We start from the raw sequence: 24,036 nt of genomic DNA, 5'->3' as shown, positions 1-24,036 counted from the left end.
CGATTGGAGGCCGACCGAAAGCAAAATGGCGAAGGTAATGGCAAAGCAACGTAGCAGCGGAACACGCAAACCCTGGTGGATACTGGGCCTGCTGATCATTTTTCTATCCATGGGAAGCTCGGCAGCCGTCTACTATCTTCTGGATGACGGTGGTGGCGATACGGGTGAGCAGCAGACGCAGCAAGAGACGGAGCAGCCCACACCCAAGCCCAGCTATGTGAAGATCGAACCGTTTACGGTCAATCTGCAAAGCGATGAATACGACCAGCGTCTGTTGTATGTCGGGCTGTCACTGCAGGTGACTGACGAATCGACGAAAGAGACACTTGAAGAAAACATGCCGCAAGTCCGCAGTCGGCTTCTGCTACTGATGTCCAGCCAGAATGCTGAAGAACTGACATCTTCAGAAGGCAAAGATGCGCTGACTGACCAGATCATCAGTCTCTTTGACCGTCCCATCGCGGGAAGTGATGAGCCACTGACCATCGACGACGTGTTGTATACCGAATTCATCGTCCAGTAAACGTCATACGACGACTGGCGGGCCAAGACTACGGAAGTGCTCTAGCGCTATGTCCCAAGACGATCTGCTATCGCAGGATGAAATCGACGCCCTCCTCAAGGGAGTGAGTGGCGAAGAAGAATCGGCCCCTGCCGCCGACCAGGGTGATGATTCTCGGATCAAGCCTTATGATCCTGCCACGCAACACCGGGTGATCCGCGAGCGACTCCATGCGTTGGATATCATTAACGAGCGCTTCGCTCGCCACTTCCGCATGAGCCTCTTCAACCTGTTGCGGCGCAGTGCCGATATCACGGTGGATACCGTGCGATACCAGAGCTATAGCGATTTCGCACGTAATGTTCCCGTGCCGACCAACATTAACCTGATTGCGATGAAACCGCTACGAGGCTCCGCGGTTGTGCTGTTTCCGCCCAATCTGGTTTTCATGGTGGTCGATAACCTCTTTGGCGGCGATGGACGCTTCCTGACCAAATCGGAAGGACGGGAATTCACCCATACCGAACAGCGCATTATCCAGCGCATGCTCAAGCTTGCCATCGACGGCTATCAGGAAGCCTGGACGTCCGTCTATCCGCTCGAAATCGAGTATGTGCGTTCGGAAATGCAGATCAAATTCGCCAATATTACCAATTCACCGAACGAGATCGTCGTCAACAGCACGTTCCACCTGGAAGTAGGCAATCTCAGCAGCTACTTCCAGGTCTGCATGCCGTATTCGATGATCGAGCCACTGCGCGACCAGTTGACCGGCCCACTTACCGACAGTCATCCCGAGGAGGACCGTCAGTGGGGACAGCGCATGGCCGGTGAAATCAAGCAATCCAATGTCGAGTTGATTGCGAATTTCGTCGACATCCCCTCGACCCTCGGTGAGGTCATGTCGCTCAAGGTCGGGGACGTACTTCCCATCGATCTGCCGGAAAACGTGACAGCCAACGTCGATGGCGTACCTGTCATGCACTGCGACTACGGCAGCCAGAATGAGCAACGTGCTCTGCGAGTCAAGCAGCTGATCGACCACGCACCGGGTCATCATGCCAAGCAGGACACCTTCGTCAAACAGTCGACGCCGCAAGCCAAGGAATCTGACAATGACTGATCCCAAAAACCCCGAAAACCAAGACGAACCCAACCTGGACGATGATTGGGCAGACGCCATGGCGGAACAAGGGGCCGATAGTGGCGAGGAGGATCCCTGGGCAGCGGCGCTTGCCGAACAAGAGGCCGCTGAACAGGCATCTGAGCAGGACGCGCCTCAGGAAGAAACTCCACAACCATCTCAAGCCGCCGGCGACCAGGTTTTCAAACCACTGGACAAGGATTCCGGCAACAGCGGCATGCGTGATCTGGAAATGATCATGGATATCCCGGTCAAGCTGACTGTCGAGCTCGGCCGGACACGCATCACGATCAAGCAATTGCTGGAACTGGCCCAGGGGTCCGTCATTGAACTCGATGGGCTGGCCGGTGAGCCCATGGATATATTGATCAATGGTTACCTGATCGCCCAGGGCGAGGTCGTCGTCGTCGATGACAAATACGGCATTCGTATCACCGAGATCATCACCCCATCCGAGCGTGTCCAGAAACTCAACCGATGAGCGAACCGTCCACCGCATCACAAGGGAGCCAACCCAGCGTCGATACCAGTGGGGTCGACGCACTTTCTGCCAACGACTGGGAATCGGTCGCATCGGGTAGCGATGCATTGCTGAGCATGGCGGCACTGGGCAAGACGGCTGCCGTCCTGGCACTGGTCATCGCCTTGATTCTGTTATGCAGCTATTTGCTCAAGCGGTTCGGCGGCCACCGTCATATCGGTGGGCGTCACTTGCAGGTCGTGGGTAGCGTCGGTGTCGGTCAAAAAGAGCGGGTCGTCATTGTTGCTGTCGAGGATACCTGGCTGGTCTTGGGTGTTGGCAATGGGCAGGTCAACAAGCTTCACGACCTACCGGCCCCCACTGCAGACCTCCACGACGCCCCCGACGCCTCCGGGGGAGAACACGGCAATGACGGTTTTGCCTCCCGTTTCGCACGAGCGATGCGCGACACGACTCGCGAGCGACTGTCATCACGGAATTCACGAGGTCAACGGTGAAGCCGCTATTCTCGATCCTGATGCCGGCACTGCTCATGCTATTGCCGGCACATGGCATGGCTCAGGAAATTCCCGGGATCGTCAGCCAACCCACGGAAGACGGCGGTCAACAGTGGTCCATCCAGCTTCAGACCCTGTTGCTTCTCAGTGCCATGGCATTCTTGCCGGCAATGCTGTTGATGATGACGAGTTTCACACGGATCATCATCGTCCTGAGCTTGCTGCGAACCGCCATGGGCACGCAATCCACGCCCCCCAATCAGGTCATTCTGGGATTGGCGCTCTTCATGACGCTGTTCATCATGTCGCCGGTGTTCGCTGAAGTCTATGAGGTCGCCTGGCAGCCACTCTCCAATGACGAGATCAACTTTGACACCTTCCTGGAGCGCGGAGTGCAGCCATTCCGGGAGTTCATGCTGGCTCAGACACGGGAGCCGGATCTCGCGCTTTTCGCACGTCTGTCCGATACCGGCGAGATGCAAGGCCCCGAGGATGTCCCCTTGCAAGTGCTTCTCCCCTCGTTCGTTACCAGCGAACTGAAAACCGCCTTTCAGATCGGCTTCACCATCTTCATTCCTTTTTTGATCATCGACCTGGTCGTCGCCAGTGTCTTGATGTCCCTGGGCATGATGATGGTACCGCCGGCGACAATTTCACTGCCATTCAAGTTGATGCTGTTCGTTCTGGTCGATGGCTGGCAGTTGCTGGTGGGCTCATTGGCGGAAAGCTTTTATTTATGACCCCGTTAACGACAATATATGATCCGCTATCGCTACGCGCGGATACCAGGTAGGCGCAACGCGCCGAGGAGGTCCGACAATGTCACCGGAAATGGTTATGGGCATGGCGTATCAAGGCATGCGTGTCACGCTATTTCTCGCGGCTCCACTGCTTCTCACAGCCCTCGCCATCGGTTTGTTGGTCAGCCTGTTCCAGGCCGCGACTCAGATCAACGAGATGACGCTGTCCTTCATACCCAAGATGATCGGTGTGTTCGCCGCTCTCACCGTGGCGGGTCCGTGGCTACTGAAAGTGATCACGGATTTCACGCGGGAACTGTTCACCAATATTCCCACGATGATCAGCTAGTGCCATGGTCGAGGTGACCTTCGCACAATTGCAGGCATGGCTGGTCGCCTTCTTGTGGCCATTTACGCGCATTACGGCATTCTTCATGGCCTCACCGCTATGGGGGCACAGCAGCGTCCCGAATCAGGCCAAAATTGGGCTCGGTGCGTTGCTTGCCATCGTCATCGCTCCGACCCTGCCCTCCATGCCGGAGATACCGATCATGTCCTGGGCAGGGCTGGGCATCATGGTCGAACAGGTCGTCATCGGTGTATCGATCGGTATCGTGATGCGTGTCATGTTCGCCGCCGTTCAAGCGGCCGGCGAGTTCATCGGGCTGCAGATGGGCCTAGCCTTTGCCACCTTCTTTTCGCCTGATACCGGGGCCAACTCCATGGTCCTGTCCCGTATCTTCTACATGATCGCCCTGCTGATGTTCCTGGCGCTGAACGGCCACCTCATCGTCATCGAAATTCTAGCCACCTCGTTCGATACCTTACCGATCGGCATGGGACGCTTCGATGCCGGTGCCTTCGAGATGATCGCCCGATTCGGATCGACCATTTTCCTGTCAGGCATGCTGCTTGCCATCCCTCTGGTCGGCGCCCTGCTGATCATCAATCTGTCTCTGGGAATTCTCAATCGCGCCGCACCACAGCTGACGGTATTCAACATCGGCTTTCCCATGTCACTGACGGTAGGCGTCATTCTGTTGATGGTCTTGATGACCGACTATCAACGCTTTCTCGAAGGGCTTTTCAGTGAGACGCTCTTCTTCCTGAGAGACATGCTGGACACCATGGCACCCCTGAACGGTCAAGGGCCCCGATAAACGGAGCCCTTCCCTGCCATGTCCCGCGTTATCCTGTACTACTCAGATCTGATCGAACAACGACAGACTATTGATGTCGGCAAACGCTTTCTGTGATGCCTGAAGTCCGACTTGCGCCAGGCTGTACTCGGATATCGCTTCGGCGTAGTCGAGATCCACGAGCTCGGACATGTTGTTCTCGTAGCTCAATGTCCGATTGTCACCGACAGCATCGACGACATCGAGCTCATTGATGCGCGCCCCGACGGAAGCACGAACCGTCAACACATTGTCGAGGCTGTTATCCAACTCGCGGCTGACGCTCGACAAGGTATTACGCAAGGCGGCATCATCGGCCGGCGTCTGATTCTCGTTTTCCAATGCCGCGATGGCGTCTTCCATGCTCCTGAACAAGTTGGTATTACCCTCTTCCGCCGGTGCGACATGGAAGCTGTCACCGTCTCCGGGAGCGTCTCCCTTGAATGTCATTTCCAGGCCTGCGAACGACAGCGGCACATCACCATTTTCGAGGCTCGAATACGCGAGGCTCGTATCCCCGGTTTCGTTGAGCTCCATGGGATCGCCAGCTTCATCGAGAACCTCGACACGCATCTCCCCACCATCCTCGTAGAACTCAACGTCGTAGGCTTCACCGTAGCCGTCGGCCGTCGCATCCACGCGGTTGGGACCCTTGAAGGTCACATCACCGATGTTGCCGTCATCGGCACGCGCCACGTATCCCGCGCCGTTCGGCACACTATTGAATACCGCGTCGCCACTGTCTCCGGACGGCATCTTGCGCGAAGCATCGATCTGCTGTTCCTTGACCTGGTCGTCACCGACGTAGCGCACTTCACCATCACTGCTGACATAGGGCGGATCCGATTCCTGGTAGCCGCCGAACAGGTAGCGTCCGTTGCCGTCGGTGCTGTTGGCTTGACCGATCAGGGTTTCATAAATGCCTTTCAATTCGCTGGAAACGGATTCTCGGTCGGCATCACTGAGCGTGTCATTGCCGGCCTGCACGATCAGTGTCTTGGCACTGCTGATGGCATCGCTGACACTGTCAAGGACGCTCTCTTCCTGGCTGAGGCTGTTGCGTGCCGACACCCGTGCATCGGCATACTGCTCGGTCACGGCCAGGGACTGCGATACCCCAACCGCTCGCGATGCCGCCTGGGGATCATCGGATGGATTGACGACCTTGCGTCCACTGGCGATCTGCTGACCGACCTGCATGAATTCGCTCTGCTGGCGATTCATGGATGACATGCCCTGTTCGAACATGGTCACGCTACTGATACGCATCATGCCCTTCGTCTCCTTGACTTATTCGGCTCAGCGCAATCCGAGAATAGTATCCATCAGGGTCGTGCCGGTTTCGATGACCTTGGCATTGGCCTGGTAGAACTGCTGGTAACGCACCAGATTGGCAGCTTCCTCATCGAGGTTGACTCCGGATTCGGATTGCTGCACCTCCCGGAGTTGTTCGGTCAGCCCTTCCTGGGCATCCAGGTTGACCTGGGCGATATTGGTGTCATTGCCAACGTCGCTGACCATCGACGCGTAGGCTTCACTGAAACTGGCCTGGTTGCCAACGACATCTTCATCCTGAAGGTTCTGCATCGCCAGTGCATTGCGGTTATCGCCACTGCCGGATGCGGCCTGTCCCATGACGAGCGAGTCATCGACCTCCGGCATGCCATCCAGCGTCATGCTGACACCGTCAATGGTCAGGGTATCGCCGGATTCAAGCTCGACACTCGTCGTGTCTGCTACGGCTTCACCATTGACAAGGACATCGGTCCCCAAGGCGTCATTACCCGGATCGGACGCATTCTCCAGGGTAAAGGAATCGCCATCCGTATCAGACACCGTCATCTCAAGAGGGTCGTCAGGCAGGTTATACCCCGCTTCCGTACGAATCTCATCGACGGCAAGCTCGCCCTGATTTCCCGCTCCGGGTTCGACGGCCAACAACTGGCCGGCGGCGATATCCGCGCCTTCGTTGATCAGGTTCTCGATACCGCCGGCGGCATCACGAGTCGGTTGCACCTGAAAACGATCCCCCGCGTCCGGCTCCTGATCGAGCGACACTTGAACGCCATCAAAGGTGAGGTCATTACCATCCTCCTCGAAAGCGACATCTTTTCCGGTATCCAGGCGCGTGACGCTATAGTCATCACCGTCATACTGAATTTCATAATCGCCGGTCGTCAGCTGGCGCGTATCGGTAAACGATGCCTCAATACCGGCATCGCTGGTGTTGTTGTCGTTAGCGATCGCCTTGGGAGCCGCCATGGAGAACATGTCTGCTCCCCGTTCCCCGTTGAGGTCGACGCCCTGACGCTGTTGATCGTTGAATTCAGCGGCAATGTTGATGGCCAACTGCCCTATCTGATTCTGTACCTTGTCGAGCGACTCATTGCGAAAGCGCAGCAAGCCACCCAGTTCCCCCTCTTCGAAGGTCTCCGAATCGAGTTCCTGAAGATTGCCCCCGGAGTCGCGATATCCCACTACCGTACGCTCGGGGTCGGCGCTGGAACTCATGGTTTCGAGCTTGTTGACCCGATCGCCTGAGACCAGAGACTTCCCATTGCCGATCGTGAGGTTGTAGGTGTCGCCGTCCTGCTTGACCACGTCCACGTCGGCAATCTCGCTGATATCGGAGATCAACTGATCGCGCTGGTTGAGCAGACCGTTGGGTGCCTCACCGTTCTTGGCCCTGGCCAGAGTGATTTCCTTGTTAAGACTGGCCAGCTCTTCGGCGGAGTTGTTCAACTCCGTGACCGCATCCTCGATACGTCCATTGATACCTGACTGCATATCGTTGAGATAGCTATCGAACGACCGGAACTGCGCCGCCAGCGTATCGGCATTCCCCATGACTCCCTGACGCGCCGCCGGGTCGGAAGGCGATCCCGCCAGATCTTCCATCGATGAGAAGAAGTCCTGGATCAATGGCGACAAACCGGCTTCACGATCCGCCAACAAGTCATCCACTTGACTGATCTGGCCTTCATAAGCTTCCAATGCGCTGGACGCACTCTTGGCCTCATTGAGCTGGCCGGCCACGAATTCATCGAATTGCCGCTGAACATCGTTGACCTGGACACCACCGCCGGTGACATTCTCTCCCAGCAGCGTCAACTGACGATTGTAACCTTCGGTATTGACGTTACTGATGTTGCTACTGGTGGTCGACAGTGCTTGCTGTGCCGTATTCAGACCACTCAACCCAATCGAAAAGATACTCATGATTCCCTTCCCCAGGCGATACTACTCAGGTTATCGACCCATCACCGAAAAACTTGAGGGGGGCGATACAAAATGGCGGCCACTGAATCAGAAAATTCGTGAAGGCACCTGCTCGGTGGAGAAAGACGCCCGGCTGGCCGTCGTGGTGGTCTCGTCATTGCCTTCCGCACCGCTGTCGAAGCCATTCATGACGGCAATCAGCTTGTCCGCATAGGCGGGATCCGTCGCATATCCCGCCTGCTGTAGCTCACGGGCGGCCGCTTCAGGTGACGATGCCGTCAATACACCGGCATAGCGCGGATTGTCACCTATCAAGCGCGCATAATCCGTAAAGGCGGATTCGAAGTCATCGTAGACACGGAAGCGATCTCGCACGCTGCGGGACTGACCGTCGATATACTCTGTGGTCGCGATATCGGTGGTTTTCCCCTCCCATTGGCTGCCGGCCTTGATACCAAACAGGTTGTGACTGTTGCCGCCGTCAGCCGTGGGGATCTCACGACGCCCCCAACCAGTTTCCAGTGCGGCCTGTGCCAGAATCACGTCGGCCGGCACCCCGGTTTCGTCACTCGCGGCCTGGGCCGGCGCTTTCAGATCATTGAGGAAGGCCTGTTTGTGTGACTCGGTTTCCGTTGCCACAGACTCATTGCGACTCTCTGCTTGCGATGCAGCCGGCCGAACATCCAGTTCGTCAGCAAGTCGTGACTCACTGCTCACCGTCGCGGATGGCTCTTGATCCGACGTCTCGTCGATTCCCAGAACTCGGGGGGTACCACGAGGAATACCGGCAATCAGATCATCACCGTCGCCACCATTTTCGGCATCACCGTCTGCCGAGTCGGCCGGAGGCACCATGCCCCGTTGCTCGAGTTGTTCGACCAACTGATCCGCCACGCCGAGTCCTTTGCCGGACAGATGCTGCGACCATTGCTGGTCGAGCATCTGCGTATAGAATTCCGTCTGCTTGCTGCTTAAAAGGCCGGATTCAGGCACCGTGTCACGCATGCTTTTCATGACCATCTGCAGCAGAATCGATTCGAACTGCTTGGCGGCCTGCTCCATCTCCTGTCGCGGTGCATCCCGAGCACTCTGCTTCATGCGCTCCAGACCTTGCATATCCAGCGAAAACTGTGAGCTCAGATCATTGCCGATAGTCATCAGATGATCTCCAGCTCAGCCCGCAGCGACCCTGCCGCTTTCAGCGCTTGTAGAATGGAGATGAGATCCTGCGGTGTCGCACCCAATGTATTGAGCGCGTTGACGACATCGACCAGATCGGCACTATCATCCATGTATTGCAGGGGCGCTTCCTGTTGCTCGATATTGATATCGGCCTCGGGCGTGACGACAGTCTCCCCCTCCCCGAAGGGATTCGGCTGCGATGCATTGAAACGCTGACTGATCGTGACCGAGAGATTGCCATGAGCCACAGCGGCACGATGCAATGACACCGCACTGGATAACACCACCGAGCCCGTCCGTGAGTTGACCACGACCTTGGCCGGCCCTTCCCCGGGATCGACATCCAGATTCTCGACACGCGCCAGGAAGTTGACCCGTTCGTTCTCGGTCATCGGCGCCCGCAAGCGAATGACCCGGCTATTGACGGCACTGGCAACCGTTGAATCGAATTCGCCATTGATCGCTTCAACGACATCGCGCGCTGTCCCGAAGTCGGCCTCATTCAGCTCCAACTCCATGGTCCCGTCCTCGGCAGCCATTTGAAGCGGGACTTCCCGCTCCACCGTCGCGCCGCCATTGATCCGTCCACCCGCCTGCTGGTTGATCTCGACACTACTGCCGGCCGCTTCGGCACTGGCCCCCCCGACATGCAGGTTGCCTTGCGCCATGGCATAGATTTCACCATCCGCCCCCTTGAGCGGAGTCATCAACAACGTGCCACCACGCAAGCTGCGGGCATTACCGACCGAAGAAACCACCACATCCAGTTCCTGCCCCTGCTGCGAGAACGGCGGTAATTCCGCCGTCACCATGACCGACGCGACATTTCGGACCTGCATATTGGTGCCTTCCGGCACATCGGTACCCAGTTGCGACAGCATGTTCTCCAGGCTCTGCCCCGTGAAGGGGGTCTGCATGGTCTGGTCACCGGTCCCGTCAAGACCAACGACCAGGCCATACCCCACGAGCGCGTTGTTGCGGACACCCGCAAAACTGGCCAGGTCACGCAAACGTTCGCTGTAGGCAGGCGCACTGAACGACAGCAGCGTCGTCAGGGTCAACAGCAGGGCCAAAGGTCGAGAAGCACGGCGATACGAGATCATCTGAATCATACTCTTGAGGTGATACGGGCCAGGGTCAAGGACATCGACATCGGGTCAGAACGGCGACACATTGAGGAAGAAGCGTTGCAACCAGCCCATATGCTGTGCTTCATCAATGTAGCCATCTCCCACATATTCGATACGCGCATCCGCCACTTCGGTGGATGGAACCCGGTTGCTGCCATCGATGGAACGTGGGTTGACCACACCTGAAAAACGAATGAACTCAACGCCCTGATTGATGGCGATCTGTTTTTCGCCACGAACACGTAGATTGCCGTTGTTCATCACTTCCAGCACGGTCACGGTCATGGTCCCAGTAAAGGAGTTGCTCGCTTCGGAGCCACCGCCCCCTTCGAAGTCGTTCTGGCCCTCCAGCTCATAGCCGTATTCCGCCAGGGCATCCAGGGCATCCGGCAACTGTTCCAGTCCCAGCGAACTCGACCCATTGCGGTTGGCGGAGGAAGACGAATCCTTGCTGGCGCTGACTTCCTCATCGACGACGATCGTCAGCACATCCCCGGGGGCCCGTGGGCGCCGATCCTCGAAGAGAGGCCGGTAACCGCCATTGGACTGATAGATGGCGCCATTAGCCTGGCCTTCCTGGGGTTCCGGTATATCAATCTGCTCTTGTTCCCCCACCACGGACGGGCGCGGCAGCTGGGCACAGCCGACCAGCGCTACCATCAGCAAGAGAGCGAATGACAGACGAAGATAACGGTATAAAACCAGTCTATGCATCATGACCGCTCCGCCAGAATCACAACTGGCTCAACCGGCCGAGCATCTCATCGGATGTCTGAACCGCCTTGCTATTGATCTCGTAGGCACGCTGGTTCTGGATCATGCTGACCATTTCCTCGACGACATTGACATTGGATGTCTCGACATAGCCCTGCTCAATGGTTCCCACCCCATTCATGCCGGGGATGTTGTCATTACGCGGCCCGGAGGCTTCGGTTTCCCGGTACAAGTTTTCACCGATACTTTCCAGTCCCGTCGGATTCACGAATGAGGAAAGCGTCAACTGCCCGACTTCATTCTCCTGTGGCGTACCGGGCTCGGTCACGGAAACGATGCCATCCTTGCTGACATTCACCGAAAGCGCATTTTCCGGGATCGTGATAGCCGGCTCGACCGGATAGCCATTGGCCGTGACGAGCTGGCCGTTCTGATCCAGCTGGAAGCTGCCATCCCGCGTAAACGCGGTCGTTCCATCCGGCATCATGACCTGGAAGAATCCGTCACCCTCGATGGCAAGATCACGCGAATTGCCGGTATTTTCCAGGTTGCCCTGGGTATGGAGACGTTCGGTCGCCACGGGACGAACCCCGGTCCCCACTTGCATGCCGGACGGCAACGTATCCTGGGCATTGGATTGGGCCCCGGGCTGACGCATGTTCTGGTACAGAAGGTCCTCGAAAACCGCCCGGGAACTTTTGAAGCCATTGGTCGACACGTTGGCCAGGTTGTTGGACGTTACGTCCATCTGAACCTGCTGGGATTCCAGACCGGTCTTGGCGGTCCATAATGATTTGATCATGATTGCATCTTCCCTGCGTACACGGCGTCAGCCGCTGATTGAGAGCAAGTTATTGGCGCGCTGAGCATTTTCATCAGCGGTTTCGATGCCCTTCATCTGCATGTCATACCGACGTGCACTGTCGATCATTGCTACCATCGTCTCGATCGGGCTGACATTACTGCCCTCGAGCGTACCGGTCGCAATGCGCACGTCTTCATTCTGCGGCAAGGCATTGATATTGCCTTCATCATCAGGAAGCGGACGGAACAAGCCATCATCGCCACGTTCCAGCGATTGATCCTCGGGGTCGACCAGTTTCAGTCGACCGACATTGGCAATCGCATCCGGAGGCTGGCCCTCTTCGAGCGCACTGATGGTGCCATCTTCACCAATGCTGACATCCGCACCGAGGGGGATGACGATAGGACCGTTTTCACCGATGACGGGGCGCCCGCCACTGGTCAGGAGGCCATCTGCATCGACCTGAAGATCACCACGACGCGTATAGGCTTCACCGCCGTCGTCGGATTGCACGGCCAGCCAGCCGTCATCCTGAATCGCCACGTCCAGTGCCCGGCCAGTGGCATTCATCGGACCCGACGACATATCGGCCACCGGCGTGGATGCCGCCACGGAAACCCGCGTCGGCATGCCTTCCCCCTCGACGGGAACCGCACGCATGGCGGACATCTGGGCGCGAAATCCGGTGGTAGAAGCATTGGCCAGGTTATTGCTGACCACGGCTTGTTGATCCATGGTCTGCTTGGCACCGCTCATCGCGGTATAGAGAACGCGATCCATCTCAGCCCCCGATTAACGTAGGTTGACGGTGCCCTGCAGCACTTCGTCCTGCACCTTCACGGTTTGCGAGTTGGCCTGATAGTTGCGCTGGGCAATGATCAGGTCGACCAGTTCGCCGTTCAGGTCCACGTTGGAGGTTTCGATGGTGCCGGACTCGATCGAACCGAACACCCCTTCACCGGCCTGGCCCAGCAATGCCTGACCGGACTCACTGGTTTCGGCCCAGGCGTTATCGCCTACCGGGTCGAGCCCTTCCGGATTGCGGAAATTGGCCATGGCGATGGTGCCCAGTACCTGGGACTCTTCATTGGAGTAATTGCCGATGATATTACCGGACTCATCGATGGTGGTGCCGACCAGGCTGCCGGAGCTGTAACCATCCTGGTTGAGGGAGCTCAGCTCGAAATCGTTGCCGAACTGGGTGGAGCCGGCAAAGTCGAAATCGAAGTCCATTTCTTCGGCACCATTGCCCGGATCGTAGGTGTAGTTACCAATGGCGTTGCCATCCAAGGTGCCATCGTCATTGAAGCTCAATGAGGTATCTCCACCTGTATCAGCTGATTCGCCATCGATAGTGGGTTGCATCTCCCACTCATTCTCGGCGACCTTGGCAAAATACATGGTCACGTCATGGGAGTTACCTAACGAATCATAGACCGTGGCACTGTTTGAGTAGGAATAAGTATCAGAGTCATTAGGATCAATACCTCCCGCAGTGAGCTCCTCAGATCCCGAATCCAGATTCAAGCTGGCCTCGACGCCAGTAGTCGCTGTCGCTTCCAGCGCATCGGAGGGAACCTGCAACTCTTCCGGCTGTCCACCCGCGCCGACGCCTGCCGGGTATCCCGTCAAGCGTGCGCCCTGGGCGTTTTGCAGATAGCCGTCGGAGGTCATGGAGAGCTGGCCGTTACGGGAATAGACGACCTGATCGTTCTGTGTCATGCGGAAAAAACCGTCGCCGCTGATCGCCAGATCGAGGTCACGGCCACTGCTTTCCAGGGTGCCATCGGAAAAGTCCTGCATAACGCCGGAAACCCGAGTACCCAGACCGACTTCGGCGCCGGCATAGACATCGGCGAACTGTGTGTTCGAGCTTTTGAACCCGACAGTCTGCGAGTTGGAGATATTGTTACCGACCACATCCAGGTTATCGGCGGCGGCATTGATACCGCTGAGCGCTTGTGAAAAACCCATGTTCAGCTCCCTGTGCTTTTGCTTGTGCTACCGGCTTGCGTACCGGTATGCGCCTTGATAATTACCGCGATGCGTATGTACCGTTACGATCCGATCAATTCAGAATCTGTCGGATATCGGCCATGCCGACCTGCCCCAGATCCAGGGCCCCGCCAAGATCCAGCAACGGACCGTTTTCACCTTCCGCCACACCAGACACACGGGCATAGCCGAGCGTCTCATGCGCTACCGACTCTCCGTCCTGCGTGGCCTCTATCGACACGTTATAGGTACCATCAGGTGCCGTTTCACCATTTTCCAGGGTGCCATCCCAGGTAAAGGACTCGACCCCTTCGTCAAGTGACCCGACATCGAAGCTCCGAACGGCTTCGCCGTTGCCGTTAGTGATGGTGGCGGTGACTTCCTCAGCCGGTGAATCCAGCTCGATGCCGAACGGTGTCGTCGACCCTTCGCTGACCAGCACGTGATCCGCAGGTACCAGTACGCCTTGATCGATCAGTGAAGCTGCCTGGAGAGTATGCCCCTCGTCGATCTGGCTATTGATATCCTCCAGAGAAGAGTTGAGGTCATTGATCCCCTGGACCGTATTGATCTGCGCCATTTGCGAGGTCATCTCGGCGTTTTCCATCGGGTTCATGGGATCCTGGTTCTCGAGTTGTGCCACCAGCAATGTCATGAAACTGTCACTGATGTCCTCGATTCCGCCACCCGTCGTGCCGCCAAGACCACCAGAAGCGCTACTCCCTGCATTGACGCTATCGAGCACCGAGCTATCGATCGTGTTACTCATCGTGCTGACTCCGATTAGTTCTCGCCGATGGTCAAGGTTTTGGTCATCAGCTGTTTACTGGTATTCATCACCTCGACGTTGGCCTGATAGGAACGCGACGCCGAGATCATGTTGACCATTTCATGGGCCGGCTCGACGTTGGGCATCGTGACGTAGCCCTCTTCATCGGCGAGCGGATGATCCGGCTGGTACTCTTGTCGCATGGGGGATTGATCTTCAATCACCTCATCGACACCCACACCGCCAATGCCATTGCGACGATCGGCCCGTGTCTCGAACAAGACCTGCTTGGCACGATAAGCTTCGCCATCCGGACCCGCCACACTATCCGCATTGGCCAGGTTGCTGGCGGTGACATTCATACGCTGTGACTGCGCACTCATGGCCGAACCGGAAATGTCAAAAACGGAAAACATCGACATATGATGTCACTCCTGTTGAATCGTTACTCGGGCTGCATAGCGCTCTTGAGCCCCTGGATACGGCTATTCGCGAACGTCAGGCTGGCCTGATAACGCATGGCATTGTCGGCGAATTGAGTGCGCTCACGATCCATATCCACGGTATTTCCATCCAGACTGGGCTGGTCGGGCACGCGATACTTCATATCCACACCGGCGGAGGCAGGAGCCTGACCGGCAATATGACGTGAAGAGGTCACCGCCAATTCGGTTCCACGACTTTCGGCCCGCCCCTGTTGCATGACTCGCGACAACTCACTGGAGAAATCGAAATCGCGCGCCTTGTAATTCGGCGTGTCGGCATTGGCGATATTGCTGCTCAACACCTCATGGCGTTGTGAACGCAGGTTGAGCGCTTCCTTGTCAAAGCCCAAGGCGGCACTTAATTGGTCGATCATCCTTCTGGCCTCGTTACTGTCACCGAAATGTCTCGGCAATCACCAAAGGAAATTGGTCACGATGAAGAATAGTGGCGTTCCTGTCAGGACAAAGGGATGAATAGACCCGTTTTCGATAGCCATTTTCCGAGATGCCTTGCTCCGGCACGCTCTAGAATTGGCAGTCAGGATAGACTCAATCTGTTCAACCGCGATCGATCGGATATCGCCATGTCTCTAGCCAGTCCTTCATCACAGTGCCGATGGTTTCTGTGGGGCATTCTGCTCTCGGTCCTGCTCGCTCCCAATGTCATGGCGAGTGAGGAAGTGGTCCAGCGCGTTCAGCAATTTCTCTACGAGCGTGCCAGTGAAATGGGGGATGAAGTCCAGATCGATGTTCGGCCTCCCTCAGCCCAACTCAACGAGTGCGTTGCACCGGAGCCATTCCTGACCAATGAAAACACCGAGCTTGCCGGACGCGTCTCGGTCGGGGTCAAATGCGGAGACAATGGTCAGCAAGTTCGTTACATGAGAGCCAATGTCGAAATCATTGGAGATCATGTCGTACCCAGACAGGACATCGCTCCGAATACCGTCATCAAGGCTGACATGCTGGAAACAAAGGAGGCCGAACTTGGCAGCCTCCCCCGTGATGCCATCGTGACCCCCGAACAGGCGATCGGACAGGAAGCCGCACGCATGCTCTCTTCTGGCGAACCGTTCACCGAACGCCAACTGCGTGAAGTCGCGCTGGTCGAACGCGGGGCTCGGGTCAAGGTCGAGGCGCGCGGCGAAGGCTTCTCCGTCTCGCGTAAAGGCGAGGCCATCGACAGTGGCGGCATGGGTTCCAAAGTTCGAGTACGGATGGACAATCGCGATACCTTGACGGCACGCGTTACCGGCGAGGATCATCTGGAAGTCGATCTGCAATAATCAGGGTTCAAGTTCTTTCCCGAGTTGCCGATACTGAGGGAAAGACATGCTCGAGAGATATGCCCGTGAAAATCGATAGCACTCAGCCGCTGACTCGCCCGGATCAACAGCAAGGCAGCGACAAGGCGCAGAAATCGCATGGCAAAGGCGAGACCGCCGACGTCTCGTCGCCCGCTGCCGTAACGCATCTTGGCCAGCATAGCGGCGATACCAGTCAGGATATCGACAGTGCTCGGGTCGAGGAAATTCGCCAGGCCATCAGTGAAGGGCGGCTCGAAATTCGCGCCGACAAGATTGCCGACGGCCTCATCGAAAGTGTGCGTGACATCCTCGACCCGTCACCCCGCGAATAACGAGCAACGTTCACCGCATCTATCACAGGATCCGACATGAGCTTGAGCAACCATCTCAAACGACAGCGGCAATGCCTGTCAGGCCTGCTTGACCTGCTCGAGGAAGAGCGCCGCAACCTGGCCGTCGGTCGGGTCGATGGTGAGCGGCTCAATGACCTGTCGGAACGCAAGCGACAATGGTTCGAGCAGCTTGAGCAACTGGAATCACAACGTCGCCATGCACTCCAACGGCTCGGCTATGCAGACACGCGTCAGGGCAGTGACCAGGCGGCACGTGATGCCGGTTGTCAGGATGAATGGCAGTCATTTCGCGACATGGCCGAGCGCGTTCGCCGACTCAACCATCTCAACGGCGAGATCATTCAGAATCGCTTGAGCCACAACCAGCGTCTGCTGAATTTCCTCCATGAAGCAGCCGACAATGGCCTCTATGGCGCAGATGGCCAGGCCCGCAGACAGGGCCTTGGTCGCGTTGCCTCCCGGGCCTGATGGGTGTTGTACACCATCCTGCCCTAAAGACGCGCTTCGACGCGCTCCAGGATCTGTCGGCTTACCTGATTGACCAATGGCTTGGCCGCTTTGTTGACGGCCTTCTCGATCAATCGATTACGAATCTGATATTCCAAGGTCAACGTCACTTTCGTACCCTCCTCAACCGGCGCCAGACGATAACGCCCTTGGTTATGGACGCCATGTAGCGATTCCCAGGCGAGTACGTCAGGGGCACGCGATTCGGTGATCTTGACATCGAACATCCAGTCCATTCCGACAGCGTGGACATGCCAGCGGTAACAACGATCGCCCAGCGGCTCGATCGCCTGTATCAGATCGGAATAGTCGACGAAATCCTCGACACGCTCCAGCAACGCAAAAACGCGTTCCGGTGGAGCATGGAGAATTTCGCTGTGTTCGATGATTGCCATATCGCTCCCTGGCGGTGGTTCTGCAACACACGAGAGTAACGGTCGCGGGTGAAGATCGCTACCCCGATTCTGGCTACTGTCAGCCATGGTGGTTACAATAGCGCATCATGTTCGGACCGGACCCCGGACACCCTTTCTGCTGCTCGGGCAGTGGGGACCAACAAATTCTCCGATACAGGCCATTCCCATCATGTCTACTTCTCCATCGGACGCGTCCCAGGACGATGATGCCGTTGTCATCTATTCAGGCGGCATGGACTCCTTCACCGTCCTGCATCATGCGATTCACCTCGGCTACCGCATACACGCCCTATCTTTCCACTATGGGCAGCGTCATGCCCGAGAACTCGATGTCGCCGCACAGGTATGTCGACAATTGAAAGTGCCACACCAAGTCGTTGATATCCGCTCTATCCATGGCTTGATCGATCGCTCCGCCTTGACGGATAGCGACCGCGACATGCCTGGCGGAGAATACGATCACGACACCATGGCCGCCACGGTCGTTCCCAATCGCAACATGATCCTACTGTCCCTGGCCATTGCCAAAGCCGTCAATATCGGTGCCAGACGAGTTTTTTATGGCGCGCATGGTGGCGATCACGTCCTTTATCCAGACTGTCGCCCCGCCTTCGTGCAGCGAATGAACGATGTGGCCGCTATCGCCAACTTTGACGCCGTCGATATCGTGGCGCCCTACCTGGAATATGACAAGGCCGACATCCTTGCTGATGGATTGGCGATGGGGCTCGATTACCGCGATACCTGGACATGCTATCTTGGCGAGGAGAAAGCGTGCGGTGATTGCGGCAGCTGCCGGGAACGCCTAGCGGCCTTCAATGCCAACGGCGTGGTCGATCCCCTTCCCTACCGACAAGGGGGACGCTGATGTATCACGTCAAGGAAGCCTTTTACACACTGCAGGGAGAAGGTGCGCAAACCGGTCGCGCCAGCGTATTCTGTCGTTTCAGTGGCTGCAACCTGTGGTCGGGACGTGAGTCGGACCGCACGAAAAGCCTATGCCGGTTCTGCGATACCGACTTCGTCGGAACCGATGGCCAGAATGGCGGCCGTTTCGCGAACGCCGAATCCCTTGCCGATCACCTGCATGCACTCTGGCCCACCCGAGCCATGAGAAGCTCCCCCTATGTCGTCTTCACCGGCGGAGAACCCCTGCTGCAGCTCGATGATGCTCTCATCACCGCCATGCAGGCACGGGGTTTCGAGGTCGCCGTGGAAACCAACGGCACGCTACCCGTGCCGCCCGGTATCGACTGGTTATGCGTCAGTCCGAAGGGCAAGAGTCCACTCGTCATCGAGTCCGGCGATGAACTGAAGCTGGTCTATCCGCAGGTTGATGCGCCTCCGGAACGTTTCGATACCCTGCGCTTCACGTATTTCTTCCTCCAGCCGATGGATACATCGCCACGGGAGCAAAACAGTCACACAGTGCCCGACACCGTTGCCTACTGCCTGCGATACCCCCAATGGCGACTGTCTCTGCAAACCCACAAGATCATAGGGATCGACTGATGACGCTTTTCGTCAACGATTTGACGCATATGGATGTGTCACTGTATTGCCCAGAACGAGGTCTGGTGGGCGCCTCATGGCATGTCGATGTGGTTCTCGACGGTGAATTGGGCCATGACGGCATGCTGTTCGATTTCGGAGAGGTCAAGCCCTGGATCAAGGCTCGACTCGACGGCGGCATGGATCACACATTACTGGTACCGACCGAGGCTCCCGGCATCACTGTGATCGAATGCAGTGAAGGACTCTGCCTGCGAGCCTCGCAACCCTATCCCCTGGAAATCCGCGGCCCCAGGCAGGCGTTCACATTGCTCCCATGGAAGGAAATCACTCATGGACGTCTGGCCGAGCGACTTTCCGCCGATTTGATGCGCCGCCCTCCTCCCCGGGTCAATGACATTCGCCTCGAGTTGCGTCCGGAATCCATTGACGGTGCCGGTTACCAGTACAGCCATGGACTCAGACACCATGAGGGCAACTGTCAGCGCATTGCCCATGGCCATCGCTCAAGACTCCACCTTTGGGTGCAGGGTCAGCGAGCCCCCGATCTGGAGAGGCAATGGGCGGAATGGTTAGACGGTCGCTATCTGGTGGATGAACACGATATTGTCCCCGCCAGTGATGACGACATCCGTGGGTTCTTGACACTCCGGTATCAGGCATCACAAGGCCGTTTCTACCTTCGACTGCCCAGCGCGCGGTGTGTCATCATGCCGACGCCGACCACGATCGAACACATAGCCGCCTGGTTGGCACAACGGGTTGCAGAAAGTAGTGGACAGTCGATACGCATAGCAGCCTTCGAAGGTATCGACAAAGGTGCAATGGCCGAGGCTCACCCGTGATGTCGATTGTTATCGCGTCCGATACCCACACCCACGACGGTGAATGCCGCCCAGGCTGCGGTGCTTGTTGCATCGCCCCGTCCATCACATCACCGATCCCCGGTATGCCGGACGGCAAGCCACCCGGCGTGCCCTGCGTCAATCTGGATGATGATTACTTGTGCCAGCTCTTCGGTGATCCGAGACGTCCTCAAGTATGTCAACGCTTCGATTACGACCCTGAGCTGTGCGGCGACAACAGGCAACAGGCATTAGCCACGTTAGCCGCATGGGAAGAAGCGACCTGACCTTATTATCGTCTCCTTCAGGATTCGACATCGACCGGATGCGCCTGACGCTGATCCAACAAGGTTCGCCAACGTACCAGCACCGGGGCATCGGTATGCGAGACTTGGGCAAACAGTCGTCTGAAGCGTACCCGAGCTTCATCATCACCCGGCTCGATCAGCGTCAACCAGAGTTCCAGCGCCCCCAGTTGTTGATGCAGATTTTCATGTTCTCTCGCCTGATCCAACGCTTGCTGGACAAGCACGCGTAACGTGGACACCGGCTGTCCCAGACGATGACGTACCCGTGCCAGCTGACAGGCGAGCTCCGGAACGTACAAAGACTGACGCTCCTGGGCAAACAGCAGGCATTGGTCCAGATAATCCTCCGCTCTGCTATATTCCCCCAAGGCAATACAGGCATCGACATACCAGAGGATAGGACGTTGATAGCGATCACGTCCTGTCACTTCATCGAACTCTTCCATCGCACTTTCAAGCTGCTCGAGCCCGGCCGGGTCGCCAGACAACGCCCGTTTCCAGCCGAGCGTACACTGCGATGACAACTGCCACAGATGCAGGTCCGGAGAGCCGGTGAGGTCGAAAGCTCGTTGGGCACGATCGTCAGCAAGATGGACATGCCCGAGCTGTCGATACAGCGCCGCAGCGAACAACAAGGCCATGGCCAGAGAGCCGGGGTGGTTGTAGGCTTCCGCCATCCGCACGGCCGCTTCGGTCTGACGCTCGGCACGCCGATAGTCGCCGCGCAGGCACAGCGCCCAGCCCTGGAAACAGGCGGCCGCTACCTGTGGATGATCCGAGAACGGCAGCCATTCGATCAGCATCGGTTGATTGAGCGGATCAATCTCCTCCAGATGACCGTAGGCCTGGCGAATACGACCGGCCCAGTATTCACAGTTGGCGCGCGCATAGTCGGCCAGACGACGATAACGTGGATCGTCCATTCCGGCCGCCAGATCGGCCAGCTTGGAGGCCAGCGTGAAGGCGTCGGCATGCGCATGACGCTGACTGCATCCGACCCACAGTCCCCAGGTCACGAGGAAGCGCGGTTCCAGATCCTCTTCATCCTCCAAGGCCTGATCGCTCCCCTGCGCTTCAAGCAGTTGCCGGGCCTTGACGAAACTGTCATGGGCTGTCGGCGAACCATGCCCTTCCAAGGCAAACGCCGCTTGCCCCCGCACCGTCAACAGGCTGATCTCACGCTCATCCTGGTCATCGACATGCCTCAGACTCGCCAGGCCGAAATCCGCCATTTTCAGCGCCGTACGGTTGGCACTCACCTTGAGTGCTTCACGGGCGGCCAACTCGAAATAACGTGCCCCACGTGCGTAGTGACCACTGCGGCGAAGATGCATCGCGAAATCTCCCGGATGGCGACTGATCCATACCGGGAAGCGTTCTTCGATCAGGCTGACGATCTGGCGATGAATGCCTACCCGCACATCACGCGGGCAAGACAGGTAGGCCGCTTCCTGAAGCAATTGGTGGCTGAACTGGTAATCACACTCATCATCACGACCGCAGGGCTCGACGATCTCCAATCGGCACATCTGCTCAAGAGCTCGTTTCAATCGTGCATCCTGCCACCCACTGCAGGCGGCCAGGAAATCAAGTCGGAACTGACGACCCAGAACGGCAGCCATATAGGCGATATCACGGTCAGTATCGAGTTGATCGATACGACTTGCCAGTAAGCCGAGCAGGCCACGCGGCAATTCGTCGACATCGATGCTACGCCCCTCACGACGATCCATATCCAGGCGTCGACAGATCTCTTGCAGGTACAGGGGAACCCCATCGCAGCGCTCGATCAACTGGCTGCGTAGACGTGGACTGAGGTGTAAACGATAACGACGAGCCAATTGCGACAACAGGCGTGATGATTGCTCTTTATCGAGCCGATCCAGGACGATCTGTTGATCCCAGCGTAACTTGACCGGCAGCGACTCACGGCCGTGGTGGCTTGCCACCAGCAGCAATGGGCAGTTGATAGGCAAGCGCGCCTGCAATCCGGCCAACACCTTGACGGAAGGTTCATCCAGCCACTGCAGATCATCGATCATCAAGACCAGTGGGCGACTGGCAGTCGTTTCCTCAATGAGTCGATGCAGGAGTTGCACCACCAGTTCGACAGCCTCGCCACTTTGGGTCAATGCCGATGTCCGAGCCGGTTCGCGTAACCCCAGGGCCTCTTCGAGCCATTCACGCTGCCCCGGCTCGAGATCCCATTGCATCGCCCCGAGCAAGGTATCGATATGTGTGGTCTGCAGCTCTTCCCCCAGATGCCAACGCAACACATATCGCGCCACACCATACGGTACCTGCACCGACAGTCGAGTATTGGGTTGCCAGCAGACCGCAGCTTCACGGCGACGCTCGAGTTGACGAAACCCCACCAACAACGCCGATTTTCCCATTCCCGAGGCACCCCGCACCAACACGCTCTGGCGAAGACCGATACCGGCCCGAGCGAGGGCGTCACGCAACATACGCAATGCCGACTCTCGGCCCACCAGCGTCGGGGGCAAGGCATCCCGCCCCCCCTCGTTGGTTCCCAGTACCAGAGCACGTAGATGTACCTTGCCATCGCTAGCCAGTAGTCTCGACGACAGGCGGGGCTGCAGATCCAGCGCCGGCGGCATGTGCTGGCTCGCCTCCTGCGAAATCACCAGCTCACTGCCCTCGGCTGCACTCATCAGTTCCAGAGCACGCTGGGTGACCTGCCCAAGCGGGTCGACCAGTTGGCGCTCGGGGAGATAGACCGCCCGCCCGCTATTGAGGCCAGCCGCGAGTTCGAATCGGGGTGCCTCGCCCTCTCCGGACCAGTGGCGTGCGCTCTCATCCGGTAACGCGCGACGGCAATGCTCATATAGTGCCACCAATTCAGCCAACTGGTGCGCCTGGCCATGGGTTCCGAAACAAGCCAGCCCTAACCCTCCGGTCGCCCCGGGCAACCAGAATCCGCCGAGATGATGACATTGCTGCTCCAGCCAGCGCATCAACTCGAACTGCAACGAGAGACAAGCCCGGGTTTCAGCACGATCCTGACACGCCTCCACAAGGCGCAGTCGAATGGCCATCACTGATAGCTGGCGATGATCGACCTCATCTTCATGGATAGGTGCCGTATCCAGAGACAGTGCGCGAGAAAACGCCCCCTGCGGAGAAAGCCCCTGCATATCGGGCTGACCTTCGGACCAATAGCGGGCCAGCTGCAGGAAACTCGGCTCGGGTTGCTGACCGGACAGTGCCAGCAACTGCAAATACGCGTTATACTGTTCATGAGCTGCTGCCGACTGCCCCTGTTCGGCCAACTGGCGTACCAATCGCTCATGAAAGGGACCGTAGCCGGAAAAACGGCTTACCAGGGTCCTCAATACCTGATCGGGGACATGATCATGCTGATCAAGCACCGTTTCGGCAAAGGCAATGACGCGCTGCCGCCATTCGCTACGCACGCGAACCAACCAGCGCTGGAACTCGGCGCATGAGGTCAACTGCAACTCTTCGACCAGATCACCGCGATAAGCCTCCAGTATCCGTTCCAGCGTGGCGACCTCGGCTGTCGATTCGAGCAACTCCTGCAGCTCGTGGAGGTCGAAATGCCAGTGTTCCGGTATCCGGAACGCAATGGTCTGACGTGACACGCTCAATACCTGATCAGCGTCCTGCCCCAGTGATTGACGCAAGCAGTGCAGCGCATGACGTAGGTTCGTACGCCCCGATGACAGCCCTTGATCAGGCCACAAAAGCTCAGCAAGCGTGGCTCGGTTGACCGGCTGTTCGTGCAACAGCAGATAGACAAGTAATGCCTTGACCTTGTCGTAACTGAATTGAGTCAGGACATCCTCACCGAGCGTGAGGGAGAAATGACCGAACAACGATAACTGCTCGTTGACAGAGACGTCCCGCATGGTTCTGGTTCCTGCGTTGTTCTGGTTTAGCAATCGTCGTCCACCCGATGCCGA

27 protein-coding genes are annotated in these 24,036 nt (G+C 57.5%); 14 read left to right on the top strand and 13 right to left on the bottom strand.

Annotated elements, in window-relative coordinates; genetic code table 11:
- The first annotated feature begins 37 nt into the window (after positions 1 to 37).
- The 7 genes from fliL (at position 38) to fliR (ending at position 4,524) form a co-directional block, all read left to right on the top strand.
- Positions 38 to 523, top strand: a complete 486-nt coding sequence (gene fliL / locus BLW01_RS10850; protein WP_229806407.1) for a flagellar basal body-associated protein FliL — start codon at positions 38 to 40, stop codon at positions 521 to 523.
- Between the two features lie 49 nt (positions 524 to 572).
- Complete coding sequence (gene fliM / locus BLW01_RS10845; RefSeq protein ID WP_092569575.1) at positions 573 to 1,625, top strand: flagellar motor switch protein FliM; 1,053 nt, start codon at positions 573 to 575, stop codon at positions 1,623 to 1,625.
- Positions 1,618 to 2,127, top strand: a complete 510-nt coding sequence (fliN, locus tag BLW01_RS10840; RefSeq protein ID WP_092569573.1) for a flagellar motor switch protein FliN — start codon at positions 1,618 to 1,620, stop codon at positions 2,125 to 2,127. Before fliM ends, fliN begins: the two co-directional genes overlap by 8 nt.
- Positions 2,124 to 2,624 (top strand): flagellar biosynthetic protein FliO, encoded by a 501-nt coding sequence (fliO, locus tag BLW01_RS10835; RefSeq protein ID WP_092569571.1) that lies wholly within the window; start codon positions 2,124 to 2,126, stop codon positions 2,622 to 2,624. The genes fliN and fliO overlap by 4 nt, the downstream gene beginning before the upstream one ends.
- Before the next feature lie 20 nt (positions 2,625 to 2,644).
- Positions 2,645 to 3,364, top strand: a complete 720-nt coding sequence (gene fliP / locus BLW01_RS10830; protein WP_092569978.1) for a flagellar type III secretion system pore protein FliP — start codon at positions 2,645 to 2,647, stop codon at positions 3,362 to 3,364.
- A gap of 79 nt (positions 3,365 to 3,443) precedes the next feature.
- A complete protein-coding gene (fliQ, locus tag BLW01_RS10825) occupies positions 3,444 to 3,713 on the top strand; it encodes a flagellar biosynthesis protein FliQ (protein ID WP_092569569.1) in 270 nt (89 codons plus the stop codon).
- A gap of 4 nt (positions 3,714 to 3,717) precedes the next feature.
- Positions 3,718 to 4,524 (top strand): flagellar biosynthetic protein FliR, encoded by an 807-nt coding sequence (fliR, locus tag BLW01_RS10820; RefSeq protein ID WP_092569567.1) that lies wholly within the window; start codon positions 3,718 to 3,720, stop codon positions 4,522 to 4,524.
- A gap of 42 nt (positions 4,525 to 4,566) precedes the next feature.
- Here fliR and flgL read toward each other — a convergent pair whose 3' ends face one another.
- The 11 genes from flgL to flgB all read right to left on the bottom strand — a co-directional run bounded on the left by flgL (position 4,567) and on the right by flgB (position 15,215).
- Positions 4,567 to 5,811, bottom strand: a complete 1,245-nt coding sequence (flgL, locus tag BLW01_RS10815; RefSeq protein ID WP_092569976.1) for a flagellar hook-associated protein FlgL — start codon at positions 5,809 to 5,811, stop codon at positions 4,567 to 4,569.
- 30 nt (positions 5,812 to 5,841) lie between these two features.
- Complete coding sequence (gene flgK, locus BLW01_RS10810; RefSeq protein WP_092569565.1) at positions 5,842 to 7,761, bottom strand: flagellar hook-associated protein FlgK; 1,920 nt, start codon at positions 7,759 to 7,761, stop codon at positions 5,842 to 5,844.
- A gap of 87 nt (positions 7,762 to 7,848) precedes the next feature.
- Positions 7,849 to 8,919 carry a flagellar assembly peptidoglycan hydrolase FlgJ gene (gene flgJ / locus BLW01_RS10805; protein ID WP_092569563.1) on the bottom strand — a complete coding sequence of 357 codons (1,071 nt, stop codon included), beginning with the start codon at positions 8,917 to 8,919 and terminating at the stop codon, positions 7,849 to 7,851.
- The gene (locus tag BLW01_RS10800) at positions 8,919 to 10,046 is read right to left on the bottom strand and encodes a flagellar basal body P-ring protein FlgI (RefSeq protein ID WP_175529820.1); all 1,128 of its coding nucleotides are present in this window, start codon (positions 10,044 to 10,046) and stop codon (positions 8,919 to 8,921) included. Before BLW01_RS10800 ends, flgJ begins: the two co-directional genes overlap by 1 nt.
- Positions 10,047 to 10,100: 54 nt before the next feature.
- The gene (locus tag BLW01_RS10795) at positions 10,101 to 10,733 is read right to left on the bottom strand and encodes a flagellar basal body L-ring protein FlgH (RefSeq protein WP_373294130.1); all 633 of its coding nucleotides are present in this window, start codon (positions 10,731 to 10,733) and stop codon (positions 10,101 to 10,103) included.
- A 73-nt stretch (positions 10,734 to 10,806) separates the two neighbouring features.
- A complete protein-coding gene (gene flgG, locus BLW01_RS10790) occupies positions 10,807 to 11,589 on the bottom strand; it encodes a flagellar basal-body rod protein FlgG (RefSeq protein WP_092569559.1) in 783 nt (260 codons plus the stop codon).
- 27 nt (positions 11,590 to 11,616) lie between these two features.
- Positions 11,617 to 12,372 (bottom strand): flagellar basal-body rod protein FlgF, encoded by a 756-nt coding sequence (gene flgF / locus BLW01_RS10785; RefSeq protein WP_092569556.1) that lies wholly within the window; start codon positions 12,370 to 12,372, stop codon positions 11,617 to 11,619.
- Positions 12,373 to 12,384: 12 nt separating this feature from the next.
- The gene (gene flgE, locus BLW01_RS10780; RefSeq protein WP_092569555.1) at positions 12,385 to 13,566 is read right to left on the bottom strand and encodes a flagellar hook protein FlgE; all 1,182 of its coding nucleotides are present in this window, start codon (positions 13,564 to 13,566) and stop codon (positions 12,385 to 12,387) included.
- Positions 13,567 to 13,660: 94 nt separating this feature from the next.
- Positions 13,661 to 14,356, bottom strand: coding sequence for a flagellar hook assembly protein FlgD (gene flgD, locus BLW01_RS10775; protein ID WP_092569553.1), 696 nt, complete (start codon positions 14,354 to 14,356; stop codon positions 13,661 to 13,663).
- Between the two features lie 14 nt (positions 14,357 to 14,370).
- Positions 14,371 to 14,778: a flagellar basal body rod protein FlgC gene (flgC, locus tag BLW01_RS10770; RefSeq protein WP_092569551.1), complete on the bottom strand. Its 408-nt coding sequence runs from the start codon at positions 14,776 to 14,778 to the stop codon at positions 14,371 to 14,373.
- 23 nt (positions 14,779 to 14,801) lie between these two features.
- Positions 14,802 to 15,215: a flagellar basal body rod protein FlgB gene (gene flgB, locus BLW01_RS10765; protein WP_092569549.1), complete on the bottom strand. Its 414-nt coding sequence runs from the start codon at positions 15,213 to 15,215 to the stop codon at positions 14,802 to 14,804.
- Between the two features lie 210 nt (positions 15,216 to 15,425).
- Here flgB and flgA point away from each other — a divergent pair, with 210 nt between their 5' ends.
- From flgA to BLW01_RS10750, 3 genes are all read left to right on the top strand, one after another.
- Positions 15,426 to 16,127 (top strand): flagellar basal body P-ring formation chaperone FlgA, encoded by a 702-nt coding sequence (gene flgA, locus BLW01_RS10760; protein ID WP_175529819.1) that lies wholly within the window; start codon positions 15,426 to 15,428, stop codon positions 16,125 to 16,127.
- 65 nt (positions 16,128 to 16,192) lie between these two features.
- Positions 16,193 to 16,480: a flagellar biosynthesis anti-sigma factor FlgM gene (gene flgM / locus BLW01_RS10755; protein ID WP_092569972.1), complete on the top strand. Its 288-nt coding sequence runs from the start codon at positions 16,193 to 16,195 to the stop codon at positions 16,478 to 16,480.
- A 36-nt stretch (positions 16,481 to 16,516) separates the two neighbouring features.
- Entirely contained in the window at positions 16,517 to 16,969 is a 453-nt protein-coding gene (locus BLW01_RS10750) for a flagella synthesis protein FlgN (RefSeq protein WP_092569545.1), read from the top strand.
- Between the two features lie 23 nt (positions 16,970 to 16,992).
- Here the strand turns inward: BLW01_RS10750 and BLW01_RS10745 are convergent, their stop codons facing one another.
- The gene (locus tag BLW01_RS10745; RefSeq protein ID WP_092569543.1) at positions 16,993 to 17,403 is read right to left on the bottom strand and encodes an SRPBCC family protein; all 411 of its coding nucleotides are present in this window, start codon (positions 17,401 to 17,403) and stop codon (positions 16,993 to 16,995) included.
- A 190-nt stretch (positions 17,404 to 17,593) separates the two neighbouring features.
- Here BLW01_RS10745 and queC point away from each other — a divergent pair, with 190 nt between their 5' ends.
- The 4 genes from queC to BLW01_RS10725 are packed head-to-tail and all read left to right on the top strand — an operon-like array spanning position 17,594 to position 20,068.
- Positions 17,594 to 18,292 carry a 7-cyano-7-deazaguanine synthase QueC gene (queC, locus tag BLW01_RS10740; protein WP_092569541.1) on the top strand — a complete coding sequence of 233 codons (699 nt, stop codon included), beginning with the start codon at positions 17,594 to 17,596 and terminating at the stop codon, positions 18,290 to 18,292.
- On the top strand, positions 18,292 to 18,936 hold the full coding sequence (gene queE / locus BLW01_RS10735) for a 7-carboxy-7-deazaguanine synthase (protein WP_092569539.1): 645 nt from the start codon (positions 18,292 to 18,294) through the stop codon (positions 18,934 to 18,936). The genes queC and queE overlap by 1 nt, the downstream gene beginning before the upstream one ends.
- Entirely contained in the window at positions 18,936 to 19,781 is an 846-nt protein-coding gene (locus tag BLW01_RS10730) for a 6-carboxytetrahydropterin synthase (RefSeq protein ID WP_092569537.1), read from the top strand. The genes queE and BLW01_RS10730 overlap by 1 nt, the downstream gene beginning before the upstream one ends.
- Positions 19,781 to 20,068 (top strand): YkgJ family cysteine cluster protein, encoded by a 288-nt coding sequence (locus BLW01_RS10725; protein ID WP_092569536.1) that lies wholly within the window; start codon positions 19,781 to 19,783, stop codon positions 20,066 to 20,068. Before BLW01_RS10730 ends, BLW01_RS10725 begins: the two co-directional genes overlap by 1 nt.
- A gap of 17 nt (positions 20,069 to 20,085) precedes the next feature.
- Here the strand turns inward: BLW01_RS10725 and BLW01_RS10720 are convergent, their stop codons facing one another.
- Positions 20,086 to 23,982, bottom strand: coding sequence for an ATP-binding protein (locus BLW01_RS10720; RefSeq protein ID WP_092569534.1), 3,897 nt, complete (start codon positions 23,980 to 23,982; stop codon positions 20,086 to 20,088).
- Positions 23,983 to 24,036 lie beyond the last annotated feature (54 nt).

This window comes from Aidingimonas halophila, assembly GCF_900106955.1.
Taxonomy (GTDB): domain Bacteria; phylum Pseudomonadota; class Gammaproteobacteria; order Pseudomonadales; family Halomonadaceae; genus Aidingimonas; species Aidingimonas halophila.
Note: the sequence above shows the minus strand (reverse complement) of the source record. Positions and strands in the feature narration are given on the sequence as shown.

What these genes read in the sequence shown, in the direction of transcription:
- fliL (WP_229806407.1), top strand. Translation starts at nt 38, where the DNA reads ATGGCAAAGCAACGTAGCAGCGGAACACGCAAACCCTGGTGGATACTG.
- fliM (WP_092569575.1), top strand. Translation starts at nt 573, where the DNA reads ATGTCCCAAGACGATCTGCTATCGCAGGATGAAATCGACGCCCTCCTC.
- fliN (WP_092569573.1), top strand. Translation starts at nt 1,618, where the DNA reads ATGACTGATCCCAAAAACCCCGAAAACCAAGACGAACCCAACCTGGAC.
- fliO (WP_092569571.1), top strand. Translation starts at nt 2,124, where the DNA reads ATGAGCGAACCGTCCACCGCATCACAAGGGAGCCAACCCAGCGTCGAT.
- fliP (WP_092569978.1), top strand. Translation starts at nt 2,645, where the DNA reads ATGCCGGCACTGCTCATGCTATTGCCGGCACATGGCATGGCTCAGGAA.
- fliQ (WP_092569569.1), top strand. Translation starts at nt 3,444, where the DNA reads ATGTCACCGGAAATGGTTATGGGCATGGCGTATCAAGGCATGCGTGTC.
- fliR (WP_092569567.1), top strand. Translation starts at nt 3,718, where the DNA reads ATGGTCGAGGTGACCTTCGCACAATTGCAGGCATGGCTGGTCGCCTTC.
- flgL (WP_092569976.1), bottom strand. Translation starts at nt 5,811, where the DNA reads ATGCGTATCAGTAGCGTGACCATGTTCGAACAGGGCATGTCATCCATG.
- flgK (WP_092569565.1), bottom strand. Translation starts at nt 7,761, where the DNA reads ATGAGTATCTTTTCGATTGGGTTGAGTGGTCTGAATACGGCACAGCAA.
- flgJ (WP_092569563.1), bottom strand. Translation starts at nt 8,919, where the DNA reads ATGACTATCGGCAATGATCTGAGCTCACAGTTTTCGCTGGATATGCAA.
- BLW01_RS10800 (WP_175529820.1), bottom strand. Translation starts at nt 10,046, where the DNA reads ATGATCTCGTATCGCCGTGCTTCTCGACCTTTGGCCCTGCTGTTGACC.
- BLW01_RS10795 (WP_373294130.1), bottom strand. Translation starts at nt 10,733, where the DNA reads ATGGTAGCGCTGGTCGGCTGTGCCCAGCTGCCGCGCCCGTCCGTGGTG.
- flgG (WP_092569559.1), bottom strand. Translation starts at nt 11,589, where the DNA reads ATGATCAAATCATTATGGACCGCCAAGACCGGTCTGGAATCCCAGCAG.
- flgF (WP_092569556.1), bottom strand. Translation starts at nt 12,372, where the DNA reads ATGGATCGCGTTCTCTATACCGCGATGAGCGGTGCCAAGCAGACCATG.
- flgE (WP_092569555.1), bottom strand. Translation starts at nt 13,566, where the DNA reads ATGGGTTTTTCACAAGCGCTCAGCGGTATCAATGCCGCCGCCGATAAC.
- flgD (WP_092569553.1), bottom strand. Translation starts at nt 14,356, where the DNA reads ATGAGTAACACGATCGATAGCTCGGTGCTCGATAGCGTCAATGCAGGG.
- flgC (WP_092569551.1), bottom strand. Translation starts at nt 14,778, where the DNA reads ATGTCGATGTTTTCCGTTTTTGACATTTCCGGTTCGGCCATGAGTGCG.
- flgB (WP_092569549.1), bottom strand. Translation starts at nt 15,215, where the DNA reads ATGATCGACCAATTAAGTGCCGCCTTGGGCTTTGACAAGGAAGCGCTC.
- flgA (WP_175529819.1), top strand. Translation starts at nt 15,426, where the DNA reads ATGTCTCTAGCCAGTCCTTCATCACAGTGCCGATGGTTTCTGTGGGGC.
- BLW01_RS10750 (WP_092569545.1), top strand. Translation starts at nt 16,517, where the DNA reads ATGAGCTTGAGCAACCATCTCAAACGACAGCGGCAATGCCTGTCAGGC.
- BLW01_RS10745 (WP_092569543.1), bottom strand. Translation starts at nt 17,403, where the DNA reads ATGGCAATCATCGAACACAGCGAAATTCTCCATGCTCCACCGGAACGC.
- queC (WP_092569541.1), top strand. Translation starts at nt 17,594, where the DNA reads ATGTCTACTTCTCCATCGGACGCGTCCCAGGACGATGATGCCGTTGTC.
- queE (WP_092569539.1), top strand. Translation starts at nt 18,292, where the DNA reads ATGTATCACGTCAAGGAAGCCTTTTACACACTGCAGGGAGAAGGTGCG.
- BLW01_RS10730 (WP_092569537.1), top strand. Translation starts at nt 18,936, where the DNA reads ATGACGCTTTTCGTCAACGATTTGACGCATATGGATGTGTCACTGTAT.
- BLW01_RS10725 (WP_092569536.1), top strand. Translation starts at nt 19,781, where the DNA reads ATGTCGATTGTTATCGCGTCCGATACCCACACCCACGACGGTGAATGC.
- BLW01_RS10720 (WP_092569534.1), bottom strand. Translation starts at nt 23,982, where the DNA reads ATGCGGGACGTCTCTGTCAACGAGCAGTTATCGTTGTTCGGTCATTTC.